Below are 18,568 nucleotides of genomic sequence, written 5' to 3' on the forward strand. Positions count from 1 at the left end.
AGTGGGCTTAATTTCAATTTAATAAGGCGGTGGTTACTGATTTGTTAAGAGTCCAAATTGGGGCTAATTTGCTTTCCCTTATTCAGCTGCTTGGCTGGAAATATCTCGAAATAGGAGATGATTCCTTCGTTATTTTCCACTTTGCAGCTACACGAGGATTTAACCTGAATTATTCACCGCTAGATTTAGTGATTCATTATAAATAGCTTAAAATCAAGGCTTTATGAATGGTTTTGTCGAATTATCAATAGCTCAAATTTGGGTATGCTTGATTTCTCCTCATTCATCTGCTTCGTTGGGAAAAACTCGAAATAGGTGATGATTCCTTCAATTTTCCCGCCTAGCAGCTACACGAGGATTGAAGCATGATTAATCCGGGTTAAGTATAATTAATTCGATTTAGTGTAATCAGCTTTCATTTTTTTATGAAAGTTTCATTTCGAATTTCAATTATTCAATACAAGGTGCTGAGTATAGATAGTGTTATTCAGTATTAGTAAAGTATCAATGTGGATGATGAATCGGTTATTATATCGATTTTAATGGAGGGGCAGGAGTTAATCTTATACGTTTAATGATCTGCCTTATTTTTTTAATTTTTTATATGAATAGTATGCGTATTAAGAGATTCTTTTACTTTTTATTTTTCTTTTTTGCGGGCATGAACCTCTCTTATGCCCAGCGGCCTAATGTCATTGTTATCCTTGCTGATGACCTGGGGAATGGGGATGTAGGTTATCATAATCAGCGTTCTGATATCCCCACACCAAATATTGATGCCCTGGCTGCCTCCGGCGTGCATATGACGGCAGGCTATGTGACGGCTCCCGTCTGTGGTCCTTCGCGAGCAGGGCTCTGTACCGGAGTGTATCAGAATCGTTTTGGTTTTGAGGATAACCCCGGACCTTTCCGTCAAGGACCTGAAGTCATTCCCGGCATACCCACCAGTGTCCCCATTTTTGCAGAACTGTTCAAGCAAAACGGATACACCACCGGTATGGTGGGGAAATGGCATCAGGGTGGTGAGGAGACCAATAGCATGCTGCCAAGTCGTCGGGGGTTTGATGAGTTTTTTGGTTTTATTGGAGGGGCTTCTGCTTATTTTATCAATGACAATGCCGATGGCAAGCTTTTGAGAGGGGAGACTCCCGTAGATGCTGAAACGGAATACCTGACAGATGCTTTCGGACGTGAGGCCGTTGATTTTATTAGCCGTCATCAGGATGAGCCTTTTTTCCTATATGTAGCTTTTAATGCAGTTCATGGACCTCTTCAGGCTCCGCAGGATTTATTGGATCAGTTTACCCATATTGAAGATGAGAAGCGCAGAATTCTGATTGCGATGCAACATTCCATGGACCTGAATGTGGGGAAGATCGATCAGGCGCTGAAAGATCTTGGATTGGAGGAAAATACACTGGTCATTTTTACATCTGATAATGGAGGTAAGCCCGATGATAATCATTCTTTTAACGATCCTTATCTTGGAGAAAAGGGCACCCTTTATGAAGGAGGTGTGAGATTACCTTATATTATGAAGTGGAAAGGGAAAATTCAGGAGGACAGTCAGTTTGAGCCCATGGTGTCCGCCCTGGATATCATGCCAACGGCACTTTCAGCGGCCAATATTTCTTATAATGCTGAAAATTATGATGGAAAAAATTTACTTCCCCATATTCAGGGAATGGATACCACTCCTCCACATGATTATTTGTATTGGAGATTTAACCACTATTGGTCCATCCGGGATGCGGATTGGAAACTACATTTTAATGGGCAGGAGAAAATATTGATTAATATCAGTCAGGATATTGGTGAAAGTCAGAATCTGATTACTTCTTCTCCGGAAGTTGCCCAAAGGTTGGAAGAGGCCTGGAATGCCTGGGCCAGTGAACTTCCGCCGGTAATGTGGGGTTGGAATCCTGCTTTGGCGGGCAACTACAGAGGGCATTTTGCAGAGGATTTCGAAAAAGTATTGGTGCACCGTCGTAATCCATTGGGTAAAAGCGCATTGTCAGTGGTTGAAAATCCCCATAGAGAGGGGATTAACCTGAGTGAGCGGGTGTTGAAAGTTGAGCGCCTTGGGGAGGACTCCCAAAGTTGGATGGGAATAGCCATCCCACTGGTGTTGCCTTTTGAACGCACAAAAAAATATGTGCATTTAAAAATTAAGAAAGACCGGGCCACTGATGTATTTATTGAGTTGCGCGGTGATGCGGTGGGCCAGCAAAAAATCAAAAGTATTGAAAATTATACGCAGTTAGGGGAGTGGCAAGATATGGTCTTTGATGTTTCGGCTTTTAATGATGTTTTGCGCCATATCAATATTTTACCTGATCATGAGGTAGGCCCTTATCAGGAAATTTACATAGACGATTTTTATTTTAGTGATGATGCCAGCCCGGTGATTGGGGCTTTTGACCAATTACAACCTAATGGATTAAAGCTTTATGGTAGGGGGCAAACGGAAGTGCAATTGACCTGGAATCCGGTAAGTGGCGCACAAAAGTATTACATTTTTAATGGGGATGAACGTATTGGTGAATCGGAACATGGAGCCATTAGACTGGAACAATTGCAAAGTGATGGGGTATATCATTTTACGGTAGAGGCAGAAAATCAGCAAGGTCAAAAGAGCTTGAAAAGTGAGCCTTTGGAGGTAAGAATGCCGGAGGCAGCGCCCCTGTTTTTGATTGAAGATTTTGAAGGGGAAACGGTTTTAGACTTTCGTCAACTGGGTCAAACAGAAAACCTGCAAGTGGTCAATAATCCATCGCCGGATGCCTTAAATGCGAGTTCCAAATGTTTCTATATGGAGCGTCCCAATAGCGGAGCTCCAAATTATTCGGGTACCTGGGCGGATGTAGCACAGCCTTTTCGTCCGGTGGATCGCTACTTACATATGAAGGTGCTGAAAGAGCGAATAAGCCCGATAAAGTTTAAATTTGAAGGGTCCAGGGCACAGCAATTTGAAAGCCTAAATGATCAAACCAGAGTCGGGGAATGGGAAGACATCGTTTTTGATATTTCCTCTTATGATGGAGAGGTGAGCCGGATTGTTATCCAGCCTGACTTTGAGGTGGGTGAATTTCACCAGATTTATATTGATGATATTTGGATCAATATTGAATCTGAACCACATCAGGCTTTTGATCAGCTAAAAGTGGAAGGTGTAAAAGAATATGAGGTGGAGGAGTATTCGGCTGAAATTCGCTGGAACCCCTTGGGAAATGCTGTTGCCTATGATATTTATTTGAATGATGAATTGTTGGGTGCTGATCTAGCAGATACATTATTTGCCTTAGTTGATTTATTGCCTGCCACCACTTATGAGGTTCGGGTTCAGGCGACTAATGCGCATGATTTTAAATCTCAAAAAAGTGAGATCCTGATCTTTTCCACCTTGGAGGAACTTCCCGAAGGAGATTTTGTCATTGATGATATGGAAGACGAACCATTGGTTTATATGCCAATGGGCCTAATTGATGATATCGCTATTATTGATAATCCGAACCCCTCAGGAATTAACACCAGTAGTAAAGTTTTGCAAATGAGCAGGCTGGAAGCGCCATCTCAAAATTGGGCCGGAGTTTGGGCAGTAGTTCCTGCATTTGATCGCAGACACCCTTATTTGCATGTCAAAATTATGAAGGATCATTTAAGCCAGCCGCGTTTCGGATTAATAGGCCCTGATGATCAACCCAAAATGGAGATATTGCCCACCAATACCGCTCAGGTTGTAGGGCAATGGGTGGATTATGTGTTTGATTTTTCTGCTTTTGCAGGTCAGGTAGTGAAGTTGAATATTCAGCCGGATTTTGAAAATGGTGCGCGCGGAATGCTTTATGTTGATGATATTCTGATGAATAGTGATCCGAACCCTATTGAAGCGGAGATTGATTTTGAAGGGGAGCAAGTAGTGGGGCTGAAGGTGGACAAAGCGAGAGAAGACCGCTTGTATTTTTCATGGGCACCCCTGACAGATGCTTTGGCCTATGAAGTTTATCAGGATGACGCTATGGTAGGCCTTACCGAAGAGCATCACTATCATATCGAAAATCTGATAGGCGATACGGAATATGTAATTAAGGTGAGAGCCAAAAATGCAGAAGATCTTTTTTCTCAATTCTCCGAGGAAGTGAACGCACGTACGCTTCCGGTGCTTAATCCGGAATTTGTTTTGATCGAAAATTTTGAAAAGGAGGAAACGCTTGATTTTAAAAGTTTAGGTAATATGTTAGTGGAAGGTGTGGTGGATAATCCCCTGGTGCAAGCGCAAAACCCAAGTTATAAGGTCCTTCAGCTGGAAAGACCTGAGGATGCTCAGGAATGGGCGGGGGCCTGGGCAGATGTGACGGCATTTGATCGCCAGTATCGCTATGTACATGTGAAAGTACTGAAATCGGTGAATTCTCAGGCAAGATTTAGCCTGGAAGCAGAAGGGCAAAAGTCAGAGGTATTTGCTTTTGATAGCCCTGTTGTGGAGGGAGAATGGACTTATTATGTGTTTGATTTTGATGATTACGATGGTTTGGTAGAGCGGATTGCCATTCAGCCGGATATGCAAAGTGTGCAGGCTGGGGAAATCTTTATCGATGACATCTATTTGAGTAAGACTAAAACGGCTATTATTGAGACGCCTGAGGAACCTACAGACCCGGATAAACCCCTGGATGCTGAAATAGGTCGGGAGAACCCGATTTTCCCTAATCCGGTAAAGGATAAATTATTTTTGAAAGCGGAGGGGAGTTTTAGGATCCATATCATGGATTTGAATGGTCAGAAGGTGTTTACAACACAGGAGGCGAATTTAGAGAAAGGGCTGGATGTCTCCTTTTTGAGATCAGGAATCTACCTGATGGTGGTTCAAAATGATCATGCTTATCAGGTGTTCAAGTTTTTGAAAGAGTAGAGGAAGTCAAATTCTTCCTGATTTACACTTCGTTAAGCGGTAAGGCAGGAAAAATGAAGGGATAGTCCTTATTTGATTTTTTCCAAGAGCGTGTTTAAAAGCCAAAAATCGTAGCGAAAAATTTGATTATTGGACAAGTGATACCGGATTATTTTGAGAGCATAGCAATGCTATTGTTGAGAAATTATCCAAAATCGCTTCCAATGAATCTATTCTCCCGCCGGATGGTGTGCTATTTAACACGCTATAAGCCGCCCTTCACCCGAAAGCTATAGTGATAGCGAAAGTAAGTTTCATAATCAGAAGCAATGGACGCTGGTTCATTGCTTTTTTTTTAAGTGATATTTAGCCATTTAGCGTGGGAATTCGTTTCTAAAATTGGTGATGCAGTAATTTTGCTGCATATTGTAAGTAAATTGATTACAATCCAATGGGCATTAAGAAAACAGAAGATCAGCAGTTTAAACGGTTTGTGCCGGAAAGTATTTCGGCTCAACATACCCACTCCATTCCGAAGGAGTTTGTCGGAAACGGCATGTCTTATCAATGGGAAACTAATTTGGATAAAATCAATATTATACGGAATGGACTGACCTATCAGGCTATTGAAGTGATCGCGCAGCGTGCCAATGCTTCCATTAAGCAGTTTTTGGATATGCTCCAAATTCCCCAAACCACCTATAACAAAAAGAAAAGAGAGGGCGCGCTCCTGGACGGGCACAGTACGGAGCTCCTGCTGGCGATCAATGATTTGATTGCCTGGGGGGAAGAGGTTTTCAATCAGGAATTGACCAAATTCCACCATTGGCTGAAGTCGCCTAATCTATCCATGGGCAATGTAGCGCCGGAAAGTTTGCTGGATTCCATGACGGGTGTTCAGGTGGTGCGTGATGCTCTTGACCGAATTGAATATGGAAATTTTGCCTGATGCTTGTATTCCGGATTGAAAGAGAAAAATACCTTCCATCCGTTTTAGAAGGTATTGGAGCGGCCCGTTCAAAGGGTAGCCGCTGGAATAGTTTCCAGACTCATATGGTTTACACTGCAGAATCCCGGGCGTTGGCTATGCTGGAAGTGGCGGTGCATTTGGACCTAAGTCAGGAATTGCCTTCCGATCGCTGTTTTGTGAGTATCGAAATTCCGGAGGAAGTAGAAATATTGCGTCTGAGTCGGGAAGATTTACCCCCACTTTGGGATGCCAAGCCACCATCCCGCGAAAGTCAGTCAATAGGGGATGCTTTTATCCGAAGTAAGGCGGCAGCGGTTTTGCGTGTGCCCAGCAGTATTGTGCCTATGGAATATAATTATTTGATTAATCCGCACCATCCGGATGCGGCGAAAATTAAAGTGATACAAAAAGAAAGGCTGGTTATTGACGAGCGGTTAAGTCTGAAATAAGGGGCGATCTCCCGGGGAATTTGGGCAAAATTACTTAGGAGCCTGTTGAATTATATTTCAATAAAATCACAAAATATTATTTGGTCATTAATTGCGAATTGGAGTCAAAATAGTCCTAAATACTAAATTCCGGGGATTGAAAAGATTTTTTCTTCAATGAAAAATTGGGTCCCCGAATAATATTTCGCTTAATAGACTAAATTGGTGTAAATCCGCCAAACTCCTAGCTCGGATCATTTATTAATAAATCCTCGTTTAGCTGTAAGGCGGAAAAAATGAAGGAATAGTTCCCTGTTTCACGTTTTTCCGAAGGAAGTAGATGAATGAGGAGAAAACAAGCTGGCTCAAATTCGGGCTATTATAAATCAAAGAAAATTAATTATAATGAATTGAAATTAAACTACTTGCGATTAGTTATTGAATTTAGTGGTGAATAATTCGGGTTAAATTAGCCACCAATGACGGACATGGAGTCATGGGAGCGCAAATCTTTTTCGGCTTCGAACCCATTTTTGGCTTTTTGTTGAATCAGGGTCTGGAGTGTTTGTATGATTTCAGTATCTGTTTTTCCATTGCGAATTAAATCTCTTAGTGATAAACCTGAGTTAGCGTACAGGCAGGTACGCACTTCTCCCTGAGCACTCATGCGTAATCTGTCACAGCTGCCGCAAAAAGTACGACTGAAAGCAGGAATGATCCCAATTTTCCCTTTCCATCCATTGGCTTCATAACGATAGGCGGTGGAGTTGAAATCGCTGGGCTGTAATGGTATTTCTTTATGCAGGAAGTCCAGAATTTTATGATGGTTCCAGACTTTGGAAGCAGTGTGGGCATCTCCGCCATTGAAAGGCATTTCTTCAATGAAGCGGACATCAATGGCCCGGTTTTTCGCCAAACGGGCAAGTGGCAGCAGATCATCCTGATTTTTTTCGCCCATCACCACCGCATTGATTTTGATGCGGAACCCCATCTCATAGGCCCGATTGATGGTTTTGATCACCTTGTCGAGTCCTTTGCGGCGGGTGATTTGGAAAAAGCGTTCCTCATCCAGGCTGTCCAGAGAAATGTTCAGATCCAGGATGCCCAGGGCCTTTAGTTCTTCCAGATAATCCATCGTCAACAAGCCGTTGGTAGTCAGGGCGATTTTTTGGAGTCCATTCAGTTTACTCAGGGCGGTCAGAAAGACCATCAGTTCCCTTCGGACGAAGGGTTCTCCTCCGGTAATTCTGATTTTTTCTACCCCTTCTTTGACAAGAATTTGGCATAAACGCAACATTTCCTCATAGCTAAGCAGTTGCTTTTGAGGTAGGAATTTGATCCCTTCCTCCGGCATGCAATAGTAGCAGCGTAAATTGCATCGATCCGTTACCGAAAGCCGGAGGTATTTTATTGGTCTGTTAAATTTATCTATTAACATATACTTCTCTTAAGGATGAGCACTCACCCAAACGGTGCCATTTTCCAGATGCTCCTTTTTCCAAATGGGCACGGTCTTTTTTAATTCGTCAATAGCAAATTCACAAGCCTCAAAGCCGGCCTTACGATGAGCACTTCCTACGGCGATGATGACCGCCATTTCGCCAATTTGCTTTTCTCCTACTGTATGGTGGATAGCGATGCGATGAACGTCATAAATTTCAAGGGCCCGTAGGGCGATGATTTCCATCTCTTTTACAGCCATGGGTTCATAGGCTTCAAAATCTAAACGTACTACCTTTTGTCCATTTGCGTGGTCTCTTACTTTTCCCACAAACAGGTTGTTTGCCCCACTTTGCGGATGTTGCACAAAATCAATACAAGCCTGAACGTCTAAATGTTCTTTTATTTTGATGTCGATTTGGTTCATATACGATGGCTATTAACCTCCCGCTACAGGGGGGATCAGGGCTATTTCATCTTTTGTTTCCAGTTTATCAAAATCCTCTGCATACTGCTGGTTCACCGAAATGGCCAGACTTTTCAAGTCTTTCAAGGCTGGAAACTGTTGCATTAAAGCAGATTTTAATTCTGAAACATTGGCGGCATCACTTTCAAAAATCAGCGGGGATTGACCCGTAATTTCTCTGGTGATCCCAAAGGTCAGGATTTTAAAACTTTTCATTCTTGAAAGATAATTGATTTGTGTGGATTTACAGATTTTGAATCAAAAAAATAGTCCGTTATAGACATGATCGTAATTTTTTATGCTATTAAATGGGTATATTATTATCTAATCCGAATTTTTCATCCTTCTATCCGTTTTTAACTGCAAGGCAGAAAAATGAACAAATTGTTTAAAGTGTCGCCTTTTTTCAAAAGAAGCAGAGGAAGGAGGAGAAAGCAAGGGGGTGCAAATCTGCTTTAGTGAAAAATCACAAAATTACCTGTAATAGACCGAAAACAAACCCCTGGAGAACCCCTCCAGACCTTAGCGTTGCATTTTCGGCTAAACCAGTTTAATTCATGCTTAAATCCTCGTTTAGCTGTAAGGCGCAAAAAATGATGGAATTTTTCCTATTTCGAGTTTTTTCCAACGAAACAGATGAATGAGGAGAAAGCAAGCCCGCCCAAATCTGGGCTATTATAAGCCAAAGAAAATTAATTGTAATGAATTGAAAATAAATTACTTGCGTTTAGTAAATAAATATAGCGGTGAATAATTCGGCTAAAGGGATTGTAGGGTAAAAAGCTTATTAGACGGGGATGCCGCCTTTGTTAAATGAAACTTTTTGGGAGCATATAGAATCGAATCTTCAGGCTTCAAATTCAGGTAGTAGAAAAGTAAAAGCCCCTTTTTTTGATTAATTTCCAGCGCTTTTTGGGGTAGAGGTGAATTTTTAGGGATTAAGTCTTAAATTGAATTATTCATCAGATCTCATTAAATCAAATGAAAGTAAGACTTAGAAATAATACCATTCGCCTGAGAATGGATATGGCGGATTTGAAAATATTAAAGAGTTCAGGGAATTTGCTCATGGAGACCCCTTTCCCCTCCGGGAAAATTGAATGGAAGGTGGAAGTGAGTCAGCAAGTAAGTGAGGTGGCGGTGGATTTGGCCGAACGCCTCGTGACGATACAATTACCTATCGAGACTTTTCGAAATTGGGCCAACACCGAGCTGGTAGGCCTAGAGAAGGGGGTTGAACTGGGGAATGGAGATTTCCTGCAGGTGTTGATCGAGAAAGATTTTAAGTGCCTGACACAAAGAGATGAAAACGATGATGATGCATTCCCGAATCCACTGGAAAAGCATAATTGTTAAAGGGTAGATGGTTTGGTTTTTTCAGGCCTGATAACCCCTTTGCCTGCTGAGGAGGTGAAAAAAATCACGGATGAAGATGTCATTCCGTGATTTTTTTTTGCCCTATTATGGTTGAATGTTTTTCAGAATTTCAGCTTTGTCCCCTGGTGTATTGGCATTTGTTAAATTCGTGCCATCTGCCAATGGAATAACTTCACAATTTTCATTGATCACCAGTTTTCGAGGACAAGAATAACCTAAACTCATGTATTGTAAAAGTTTGACATAAGCCCTCGGCTCGTAAATCGTAATCAATGGCTCAGGGAAGGGACGGTCTTCAATTTTAAAGCAGGTGGCTACTTTGCCTGACTGTCGATGTTCCACTAAGGTGGAAAGCGTTTGTTCATTGAGCAGCGGAAGGTCTACCGCAATTACCAGCCATGCAGCATCCGGATCAGCCTGAAAAGCGGATAATATGCCACCCATAGGACCAAGGCCCAAAAAGCGATCAATGATTAAATTCTGCCCCGGGTATTGCTCCTTTTGTTGCGCATTGCAGGAGATAAAGACTTCCTGACAAAAGGGCTTGAGAAGTTCAATGCCTTTTTCCCATTGCTTTTTCCCAGTGTAGTTTTGCTGGCTTTTATCCTCTCCCATTCTTTGGCTTTTGCCGCCGGTCAGCACCAATCCCTTCAGGGGTGCTTTTTTCAAAAGACTCCAGGCTTGTATGAAATTTAGAATTTCTTCTTCCTGTGCTTCTTTGAAAACGGGCGTGTCCGCTTGGAGCTTGGACTGAATAGCCTCCGGAATTTCATCTACTCCTTCCCGAATGATGACCATCAGAGGTGCGGTTAATTTCTCTGCATGTTTAGCGACATTCTTTTTAGGGTCGATAAAGACAACTTGTTGCGCTCCTAAAAAGTGATTGCCATTGATCAAAAGCCGGTCATTTTCCTGCAAGGCGATTTTTAAAGCAAAATCAGAAGGAAAGTCGTCAGATTGTAAATCAAAATAACTTTGTTGGTGATTCCATAATTGGTAATAGGGAGACAAACGTGCTTCCGGATGATGCTCCATGTCTAGGAAGGCGGTTTTTTCTTGGTGCCAGCTTTGGGCAAATTTTGCGGCCCATTCCTTGATGATGCCGCAGGGCGCCCCCATTAGCGCAATCTCAAAGCGGTGATATTTTCCTATGGCAGGCCGTGTGAGGGCTGCGTGTTTAGTCCATTTTGAAGTCATTTTTACCTCCTGATTTTTGGATGAGTCTGGTTGATTCAATAATAATGTCATGAGAAAGGGCTTTGCACATATCATAAATAGTGAGCGCAGCCACACTGGCGCCATGTAATGCTTCCATCTCCACGCCGGTTTTTCCGGTAGTTTTTACGCGGCAGAAAATATGGATATAGGGCCGGTCAATTTCCGTCCATATTTTGGATCCTTCCAAGGGCAAAGGATGGCAAAGTGGAATGGTATCGGCAGTTTTTTTGATGGCCATATGTGCCGCAATAACAGCCGTTTGCAATACAGGGCCTTTCTTGCTCATTAATTCTTCCCCTCTCAAAGCGGTCCAGACTTCTGCCGGTAAATGAACACTGGAGCTGGCAGTGGCAATCCTTTGGGTAATAGTTTTATCGGAGACGTCCACCATATGCGGCTCCCCTTTATCGTTGATATGAGTAAAGTCTTTTTCCTTTGACATTCTTATTTAGAATAGGTTTAATTTTAATTGAGAGAATAAAAATAATACAAATAATGATCATTCTTCCCCCTAAATCTCTTACTTTTCGATCTAAAGTTGGTTGAAATTTAACATTTTGTTTGAATGCTTTCTGTTAACGAAGCTGAAAAGTTGATTTTTTCTCATCTTCTTCCACAGCATGTGGAGGAAGTACCTTTAAAAAATGCCGTGGGCCGTTATTTGGCTCAGGATATTTTGGCAGATCGGCCTTTTCCTCCCTTCGATCGTGTTGCTATGGACGGAATAGCCATCAAAGGAAAAGAATCCTCCGTGGGGGAACTTCTTCAAGTTTCCGGAATTCAGGCTGCGGGGGAACCTCAAAAATCCCTATTAGCAGATGCTATTGAGGTGATGACCGGGGCTGTTTTGCCTTTGGGGGTCGATACCGTTATTCCTTATGAACATTTGGAATGGGAGAAGGATGGTGCGATGGTGCGGATAATTAAGTCCTTTAAGCAAGGGCAAAATGTGCATCATAATGGAAGTGATCACCAACAAGGGGAAGTATTGTTGAAAAAGCATGCTAAAATCACCTCTGCGGAAGTGGCAGTGTTGGCTACTGTGGGTAAAGCTCAGGTGTCCGTTGTGGCACTACCCAAAGTGGCGGTCATTAGCACCGGAGATGAACTGGTGCCGGTGTCAGATTTGCCGGAGGTGCATCAAATCAGGAGGTCTAATGGGCCAATGCTGGCTGCAAGGCTTGAATTTTGGGGTATTCAGGCTGATGAATACCATTTAAAAGATGATCGGGAAATCCTCGAAAAGGCGCTTAAAGGGTTGGTCTTAAATTATCAGGTTTTATTGTTTACAGGTGGGGTTTCCATGGGTAAATTTGATTATCTGCCAGGGGTATTTGAGGCTTGCGGTATTACAAAACAGTTTCATAAAGTGGCCCAACGCCCGGGCAAACCCTTTTGGTTTGGAACTTTTCCGAAAGGGTTGGTTTTCGCCTTACCTGGAAATCCGGTCTCCAGTTTCCTTTGCTATATACGATATGTACATCCCTGGTTCGCTCAGTATTTTGGGTCGGAGCTGCCTGTACAGTATGCCGTTTTGGATCAAGACATCAATTTCAAGCCAAACCTTACGCGCTTTTGTGAGGTCAAATTATCCTTTGGTCAGGATGGCCGCCTACTGGCTAGTCCTACGGGGGGCGGTGGTTCAGGCGATTTGGCCAAATTATGCAGGGCAGATGCCTTTATGGAATTACCATCTAATCTTGAAATATTTAAAAAAGGAACGATTTTTCGGATTTTTCCTTACAAATAGCCTGCTGGAGTGACCAAATTGGTGTTATAAATAAAAATAATTCCATAACTTATTAGAAGTCATACCTATCCTAAATATTTACAAATATGGATCAAAATTCCAATGGTGATATGGAGAGAGACGAAGATATTCACCGTCTCAATCGAAGGTCATTTTTAAAACTTTCCGGCGGAGTGGTGGCCGTTGGCGCCCTTGCCGGGACAGGGTGGGCCGTAACGGAACTTTCCGTCAAGGAAGGGCCGGTGGCCAAATGGCATAAGTCGGTTTGTCGTTATTGTGGTACCGGATGCGGCGTGATGCTGGGTTTGGATAAAAACGAGAAGCTGGTGCGGGTCAGAGGAGACCAGGAAGCACATAATAAAGGAGTCATTTGTATTAAGGGCTCACTTTTGGATGAGCTGATGGAAAAGAAAGAAGCCCGCTTGACTACCCCTAAAATTCGAAAGAATGGCAAACTGGTAGAGGCCAGTTGGGAAGAGGCCATGTCTTTGGTGGCAGAGAAGTTCAAATCTTCGATCGAAGAAAATGGCCCGAATAGTGTGGCTTATTACGGATCGGGTCAGCTATATATAGAAGAGTCCTACACGGCCAATAAATTATTTAAAGGGGGTATTGGTACCAACAATGTGGATGGAAATCCGCGATTATGTATGGCTTCGGCGGCAGTAGGATATACCCAAACCTTTGGGAAAGATGAACCTGCCGGTTGTTTTGATGATATTGACCACGCCGAAACCTTTTTTGTGATTGGCTCCAATGCTTATGAGTGCCATCCTCCGGTTTGGGAAAGAGTCATGCGACGCAAGGCAGCTAATCCCAAGGTGAAGATCATTGTGGTGGATCCGCGTCGCACCAAGACGGCGCAACATGCGGATTATTATCTTCCGGTAGTGCCGGGAACGGATATGCTGTTGTTGAATGCTATGGCGCATGTGATTATCAATGATCGCCTTTATTCAGAAGAGTATGTCAATAAATACATCAGCTTCAATGATGGAAAAGCGGAGGTGAGTTTTGAGGAATATAAGGCGTTTTTGGAGGATTATGAGCCTGAAAAAGTGGCTGCTGAGCTGGGGATTTCCGCACAAATTATTCGGGAAGTAGCCTATTATTTTGCCACCTCTAAAGCCACCATGTCTTTGTGGACCATGGGCTTGAATCAGCGTGTTCAGGGGGTATTCCTGAATAATAACATGAATTCCCTGCATCTGCTGACGGGTCAGATCAATAAGAAAGGAGCTACCCCGATGTCCATGACGGGCCAATCCAATGCATGCGGAGGAGTCCGGGATACGGGTTCTCTTTCACATTTATTGCCCAATGGCCGCCTGGTCGCGAAAGCAGAACACCGGGCCGAGGTAGAAAAATTGTGGGGAATTCCGGCAGGGAAGATACAGGAAAAGCCGGGTTATAATGCGCTTTCGCTATTCCAGGCCATGAATGATGAGAAGGTAAAAGCCACTTTGGTGATGTGTACCAATCCGGCGCAATCCCTTCCAAATGTGGCACATTATCTTCCGGGAATGGAAAAGACCTTTATGTGTGTAGTGGATGCTTTTGAAACGGAAACCTCCAAATATGCGGATGTGCTGTTGCCGGCGGCACTCTATATTGAGAAAGAAGGGACTTATGGACAAACCGAGCGACGCTATCAGTTAATACAGAAGCTGCGGGAGCCATATGGAGATTCCCGTTCTGATTTAGATATTTTGGTAGACCTGGCCGAACGCCTGGGCTATGGTGATTTCATTAAATCTAAAACTAGTAAAGAAGTTTGGGATGAGTACCGGGAATTTTCTTCTCATTCCAAGTATAATTTCATGGGGATGACCCGTGAGCGCCTGGCTAAAGAGCGCGGCTTGCAGTGGCCCTGCCCGACGGAAGATCACCCGGGTACTGCCAGAAGATATATTCCCGGAGATCCTTTTGTGCCGGAAGGTAAGGAGGTTTATTTTTATGGAAAGCCAAACGGAAAGGCAACCGTTTTTATGCGCCCCTACCTGAGAGGAAATGAAAAAACAGATGCCAATATGCCCACTTATCTGACGACGGGAAGGGTAGTGTCTCAATGGCACACCGGAACCATGACCAGAGAAGTGGCCGAGTTGAACTCCCAGTCAGGACCCGGCCGTTTTGTGATGCACCCGCAGGATGCGGCTCACTATCAGGTGAAAGAAGGTGATGTGATTATTGTTAATTCTTCCCGAGGAGAAATGAAGGGCACTGTGAGTATATCCGAAAACGAAACCCCGGGAGTAGTATTTGCTGCCTTTTATGATCCGGAGTTCATGATCAATGATGTGGTTTCGGATGATCATGATCCCATTTCATTTCAGCCGGATTATAAGGTGACTGCGATTAATATATCGAAATCTTTACCATTAAAACCTCAATAATTATATGGAAGGTATATTAAAAATTTTAGCCATATTGGTTTTAATCGCCGAAGTAATTTTATTTTACCGACTTCGGAAAAATAGAAACCGTATGACGCAAACGGTAAGGATTACGGTGTTATTTGCCATTATTCTGATTCCGATTGCTTCCATTGTTTTTGCGAATTATCATGTTTTTGTTGGCATGAAAGAAACCAAATCCTGTGTGGGTTGTCATGTGATGGCGCCCATGGGAAATGATTTGGTAGATCCACAGTCTCAGACGCTGGCCGCCCGCCATTTTAAGAATGGTTGGATTCAGCAAGAGGCTTGTTACTCCTGTCATGAAGACTATGGTTTTACCGGTACCATCAAAGGAAAACTGGATGGTTACCGCCATTTGATGCGCTATATGACCAATACCTATCATGAGCCGATTCGTTACCGTGGGGAATTCAATAATCAGAATTGTTTGAATTGTCATAATGGAACAGAGAAATTTCATGCAGTTCAGGAACATATTCCCGTTTTGGAAAACATTGCCAACACAAATTCTATTAGTTGTATGAATTGTCATGGCCGGGCGCATCCGGAGCCTTCAAAGCGAACGCCCGGGCATCCTGAATATGAAAGACTGGATAAATCACCAAAAGAAATTGCGCGTATTCGTGAACATTTAGAGGAATATTAAAATGAGAAAAGTATTCATAGAAAGCTTATTTACCATAGTGGGATTACTCATTACGATTCCGTATATGTTTCATCCTACGCCGGTACTGATGTTTTTATTTGTATTCGTCGCCACCCCTTGTTTCATAGTGGCGATTACCTTAGCGGCTATTGAGATATTCCGTGATTTACGTAAAAAAGAATTGATATAAACATATATTATTTAGAAAAGGTGGTGCATTCCACCACCCTTTCTTTCGCAAGAAAAAATGCCTAATGGAGGGTTTAAAGCCTCAATATTCTTTATAAATATTTGATAATAGTAGAAGCGGTATAAAATTATTTTGTTAGAACTGTATCGCTTATGTGGGAAATCATTTCAAGGTGTTTCCTTTTCAAAGATTTTGTTGTCAAATATGAGGGATTTAAAAACACGTTTCATTTTCTCCTTGCCCCAGCACCTTCAGCCTTTACCAATAACATGGGCGATGCTCATGATCTTTTTCACCAATAAACCTACTATGAAAAAGCATTACATTATGGTATTGCTGCTTTCCTTTTGGTTTGCAGCAACACCGGTATTGGCGCAGGAAGACTCTCCCCAAACCGGTGATTTAGAAGTAAAACTTCAGGTTAGACCTCGTGCGGAGTTTCGAAATGGTGCATTTACGCTTCGCGCTCCTGATCAGGATCCCGCCTTTTTTATTACGAACAGGGCGAGGGTATCCGCCTATTACGGAACAGACCGATTGAATCTGGGCTTTAGTGGTCAAAATTACTCTGTTTATGGATCCACTCCTCAAATTGAAACTGAGGGGACCTTTATGCTAAATGAGGCCTGGGCCGAATTATTAGCCTCCTCCTGGGCTTTCCGTATTGGACGGCAGCAATTGACCTATGATGGGGACCGGATTCTGGGAACTTTGGACTGGCACCAGTCCGGCCGATGGCATGATGCCCTGCTTACCAAGTATAGGGGGGAGCATCTGAAGCTGGATGTGGCATTAGCCTGGAATCAGAATCAGGAAAATCAGTTTGGTATTGCCTACGATCCAGGTACTGGTCAGCCTTATAAAGCGATGCAGATGGTGCGTCTGGAAAATAAATTTTCAGAAAAGGTCGATCTGTCCGCCATCTTTTTGAATTTGGGTTTTCAGCGTTTTGATGATAACTCTAATCCTATTTCAGGGATGAATAATTTTCAAACCGTTGGCTTAAATCTGGTTTATACGCCAAGAGACTGGATGGTCAAACTCATTGGTTACTATCAATTTGGCGATGATGCTGGTGGCATTTCCTCCGATGCTTATTTTGGCTCCCTTCGTCTGGATTATATGCCCTCTGATAGCCGGTGGTCATTTCTTGCCGGGGTAGATTATGTGTCCGGGAATGAAGCGACCATCGTTGATAATCCCGGAGAGGGAGATGCCTTACTGACCTATGACGTAGCTGATCAGAATGCCTTCAACCCCTTGTATGGTACACACCATATTTACTATGGATTAATGGATTACTTTTTTGTGACGCCGGACTCCTACGGTAAATTGGGATTGTTTGATAAGTATTTTGGGGTGGCCTTTAAGGCTTCCAGTAAGTTTTCATTAGACGTGGCAGTGCACCATTTTAATGGAGGTGCGAAAATTTTAGACAGTACGGGTGATGATGATGGGAACTATCTTGGTACGGAAGTGGATCTTTCATTCAAATATGTGATAATGAAAGATGTGGTGATGACAGGTGGTTATCAACAAATGTTTGCAGATGATAATATGCAATTGTTAAAAAATAAACCGGAGGCGGAAGATACACAAAATGTAGTATGGTTAATGGTCAATATTAATCCTACGATCTTTAAAAGAAAAATGAATTAAATAGGGGGCTTCTGCCCCTTTTTTTATGATAAATACTATTCATATTTTTAACGGTGATGCGCTGGAGGCAATGGTCCCTGCTTATTTAGCAGCTGATAGGCTGGTGATGAGGGATTGTATGATGGAGGGGCCGATGGATTTATTTCAGTCATCGAATCATGTAGCGCTCAGAGAGGAGTATTTATTGGACCATTTTGGTCCCCTTCCCCAAAATCTTCCGATAGCTTCTTTTTATGAGGGAGAAGCCCGCTGCTCCGGAAAGGATGTTTATTTATGGTTTGAGTATGATGTTTTTTGTCAGGTTAATTTTTGGACTTGTTTACATTTTCTCTCTGGACAACAGGCAGTCTATTGGGTCCGGCCTCTGGATAAATCCTATTTAGGTTTTGGTAGTAATAATGCCTATGAGCTGGAAATTGCATTTGGCCGCGCCATCAAATTAGATCAGAAGCAGGTAGAAGCATTTAAAAATCTCTTATTTTGGTATCAGCAAAAACGCTTTGTAGAAGAAAATTTAGCTATTATCCCGCTGCAAGCAATTTTTCCTCATGTTCAAAAGGTATTGCACGCCTGTTCCGCATTATTTGAGAATTCGGAGGGTGCTTTGAGTATTTTTGATCAGGAATTATTGTCGGTATGTAGAAAAGAGGGGAGCTTTGATATTCGTAAAATATTTCCCAAAATGCATACAACTCTAGGGATATATGGAATGGGAGATTTACAGCTGGAATATCATTTAGCGAAGTTGGCTCAGCTAACCGATCTGGATGATGGCACTTTTTAAACCGCCAGATCTAATACCAAATTAAGTAGGAATAATTCAGCTTAGTCTAAGAGCGTGTTTAAAAGCACGCCATCCGGCTGAAAATTTGAATTATTGGAAGCGATTTTGGATAATTTCTCAACAATAGTGCTGCCATTCTCTAAAAATAATCGGGTATCGTTTCTGCAATAATCAAATTTTCCCTGCGAATTTTGACTTCTTAACACGTTCTAAATCAGTTTGGTCGTGGGGTGTAATGGCCTTTATAAATGATGATATAAAAAAAGGAACTATAATAAGCTCCTTTTTTTATCAATGTTTTGCCCAATTAATATGATTGTGTTGTCAGC

Annotated in this window: 15 protein-coding genes; 10 read left to right on the forward strand and 5 right to left on the reverse strand. The window is 42.6% G+C overall.

Going from position 1 to position 18,568, the window contains the following annotated elements; genetic code table 11:
* Positions 1–613 precede the first annotated feature (613 nt).
* From AAA970_RS16115 to AAA970_RS16125, 3 genes are all read left to right on the forward strand, one after another.
* Positions 614–4,912 carry a sulfatase-like hydrolase/transferase gene (locus tag AAA970_RS16115; protein ID WP_338237918.1) on the forward strand — a complete coding sequence of 1,433 codons (4,299 nt, stop codon included), beginning with the start codon at positions 614–616 and terminating at the stop codon, positions 4,910–4,912.
* 430 nt (positions 4,913–5,342) lie between these two features.
* A complete protein-coding gene (gene parS, locus AAA970_RS16120) occupies positions 5,343–5,840 on the forward strand; it encodes a type II RES/Xre toxin-antitoxin system antitoxin (protein WP_338237919.1) in 498 nt (165 codons plus the stop codon).
* Positions 5,840–6,310 (forward strand): type II RES/Xre toxin-antitoxin system toxin, encoded by a 471-nt coding sequence (locus tag AAA970_RS16125; protein ID WP_060687957.1) that lies wholly within the window; start codon positions 5,840–5,842, stop codon positions 6,308–6,310. Before parS ends, AAA970_RS16125 begins: the two co-directional genes overlap by 1 nt.
* A 448-nt stretch (positions 6,311–6,758) precedes the next feature.
* Here the strand turns inward: AAA970_RS16125 and moaA are convergent, their stop codons facing one another.
* From moaA to AAA970_RS16140, 3 genes are read right to left on the reverse strand one after another with little or no spacing between them, the layout of a single operon-like run.
* On the reverse strand, positions 6,759–7,727 hold the full coding sequence (gene moaA, locus AAA970_RS16130) for a GTP 3',8-cyclase MoaA (RefSeq protein ID WP_338237920.1): 969 nt from the start codon (positions 7,725–7,727) through the stop codon (positions 6,759–6,761).
* Positions 7,728–7,736: 9 nt separating this feature from the next.
* Entirely contained in the window at positions 7,737–8,156 is a 420-nt protein-coding gene (locus tag AAA970_RS16135; protein ID WP_338237921.1) for a molybdenum cofactor biosynthesis protein MoaE, read from the reverse strand.
* 12 nt (positions 8,157–8,168) lie between these two features.
* Complete coding sequence (locus AAA970_RS16140) at positions 8,169–8,411, reverse strand: MoaD/ThiS family protein (protein WP_338237922.1); 243 nt, start codon at positions 8,409–8,411, stop codon at positions 8,169–8,171.
* A gap of 765 nt (positions 8,412–9,176) precedes the next feature.
* Here AAA970_RS16140 and AAA970_RS16145 point away from each other — a divergent pair.
* Positions 9,177–9,551 carry a DUF7009 family protein gene (locus AAA970_RS16145; RefSeq protein ID WP_338237923.1) on the forward strand — a complete coding sequence of 125 codons (375 nt, stop codon included), beginning with the start codon at positions 9,177–9,179 and terminating at the stop codon, positions 9,549–9,551.
* Between the two features lie 105 nt (positions 9,552–9,656).
* Here AAA970_RS16145 and AAA970_RS16150 read toward each other — a convergent pair whose 3' ends face one another.
* Complete coding sequence (locus AAA970_RS16150) at positions 9,657–10,769, reverse strand: NTP transferase domain-containing protein (protein WP_338237924.1); 1,113 nt, start codon at positions 10,767–10,769, stop codon at positions 9,657–9,659.
* Entirely contained in the window at positions 10,750–11,232 is a 483-nt protein-coding gene (gene moaC, locus AAA970_RS16155) for a cyclic pyranopterin monophosphate synthase MoaC (protein ID WP_338237925.1), read from the reverse strand. Before moaC ends, AAA970_RS16150 begins: the two co-directional genes overlap by 20 nt.
* A 123-nt stretch (positions 11,233–11,355) precedes the next feature.
* Here moaC and AAA970_RS16160 point away from each other — a divergent pair, with 123 nt between their 5' ends.
* From AAA970_RS16160 to AAA970_RS16185, 6 genes are all read left to right on the forward strand, one after another.
* Complete coding sequence (locus tag AAA970_RS16160; RefSeq protein ID WP_338237926.1) at positions 11,356–12,540, forward strand: molybdopterin molybdotransferase MoeA; 1,185 nt, start codon at positions 11,356–11,358, stop codon at positions 12,538–12,540.
* 86 nt (positions 12,541–12,626) lie between these two features.
* Complete coding sequence (locus AAA970_RS16165) at positions 12,627–14,936, forward strand: molybdopterin-dependent oxidoreductase (RefSeq protein ID WP_060687949.1); 2,310 nt, start codon at positions 12,627–12,629, stop codon at positions 14,934–14,936.
* A 4-nt stretch (positions 14,937–14,940) separates the two neighbouring features.
* Positions 14,941–15,606 carry a hypothetical protein gene (locus AAA970_RS16170; RefSeq protein ID WP_338237927.1) on the forward strand — a complete coding sequence of 222 codons (666 nt, stop codon included), beginning with the start codon at positions 14,941–14,943 and terminating at the stop codon, positions 15,604–15,606.
* 1 nt (position 15,607) lies between these two features.
* A complete protein-coding gene (locus tag AAA970_RS16175) occupies positions 15,608–15,796 on the forward strand; it encodes a hypothetical protein (RefSeq protein WP_338237928.1) in 189 nt (62 codons plus the stop codon).
* Positions 15,797–16,105: 309 nt separating this feature from the next.
* Entirely contained in the window at positions 16,106–17,455 is a 1,350-nt protein-coding gene (locus tag AAA970_RS16180; protein WP_338237929.1) for an alginate export family protein, read from the forward strand.
* A 25-nt stretch (positions 17,456–17,480) separates the two neighbouring features.
* Complete coding sequence (locus AAA970_RS16185) at positions 17,481–18,239, forward strand: hypothetical protein (RefSeq protein WP_338237930.1); 759 nt, start codon at positions 17,481–17,483, stop codon at positions 18,237–18,239.
* The last annotated feature ends 329 nt before the right edge of the window (positions 18,240–18,568 follow it).

The sequence above is a fragment of the Persicobacter diffluens genome (assembly GCF_036244895.1).
In the GTDB taxonomy this organism is placed as follows: Bacteria; Bacteroidota; Bacteroidia; order Cytophagales; family Cyclobacteriaceae; genus Persicobacter; species Persicobacter diffluens.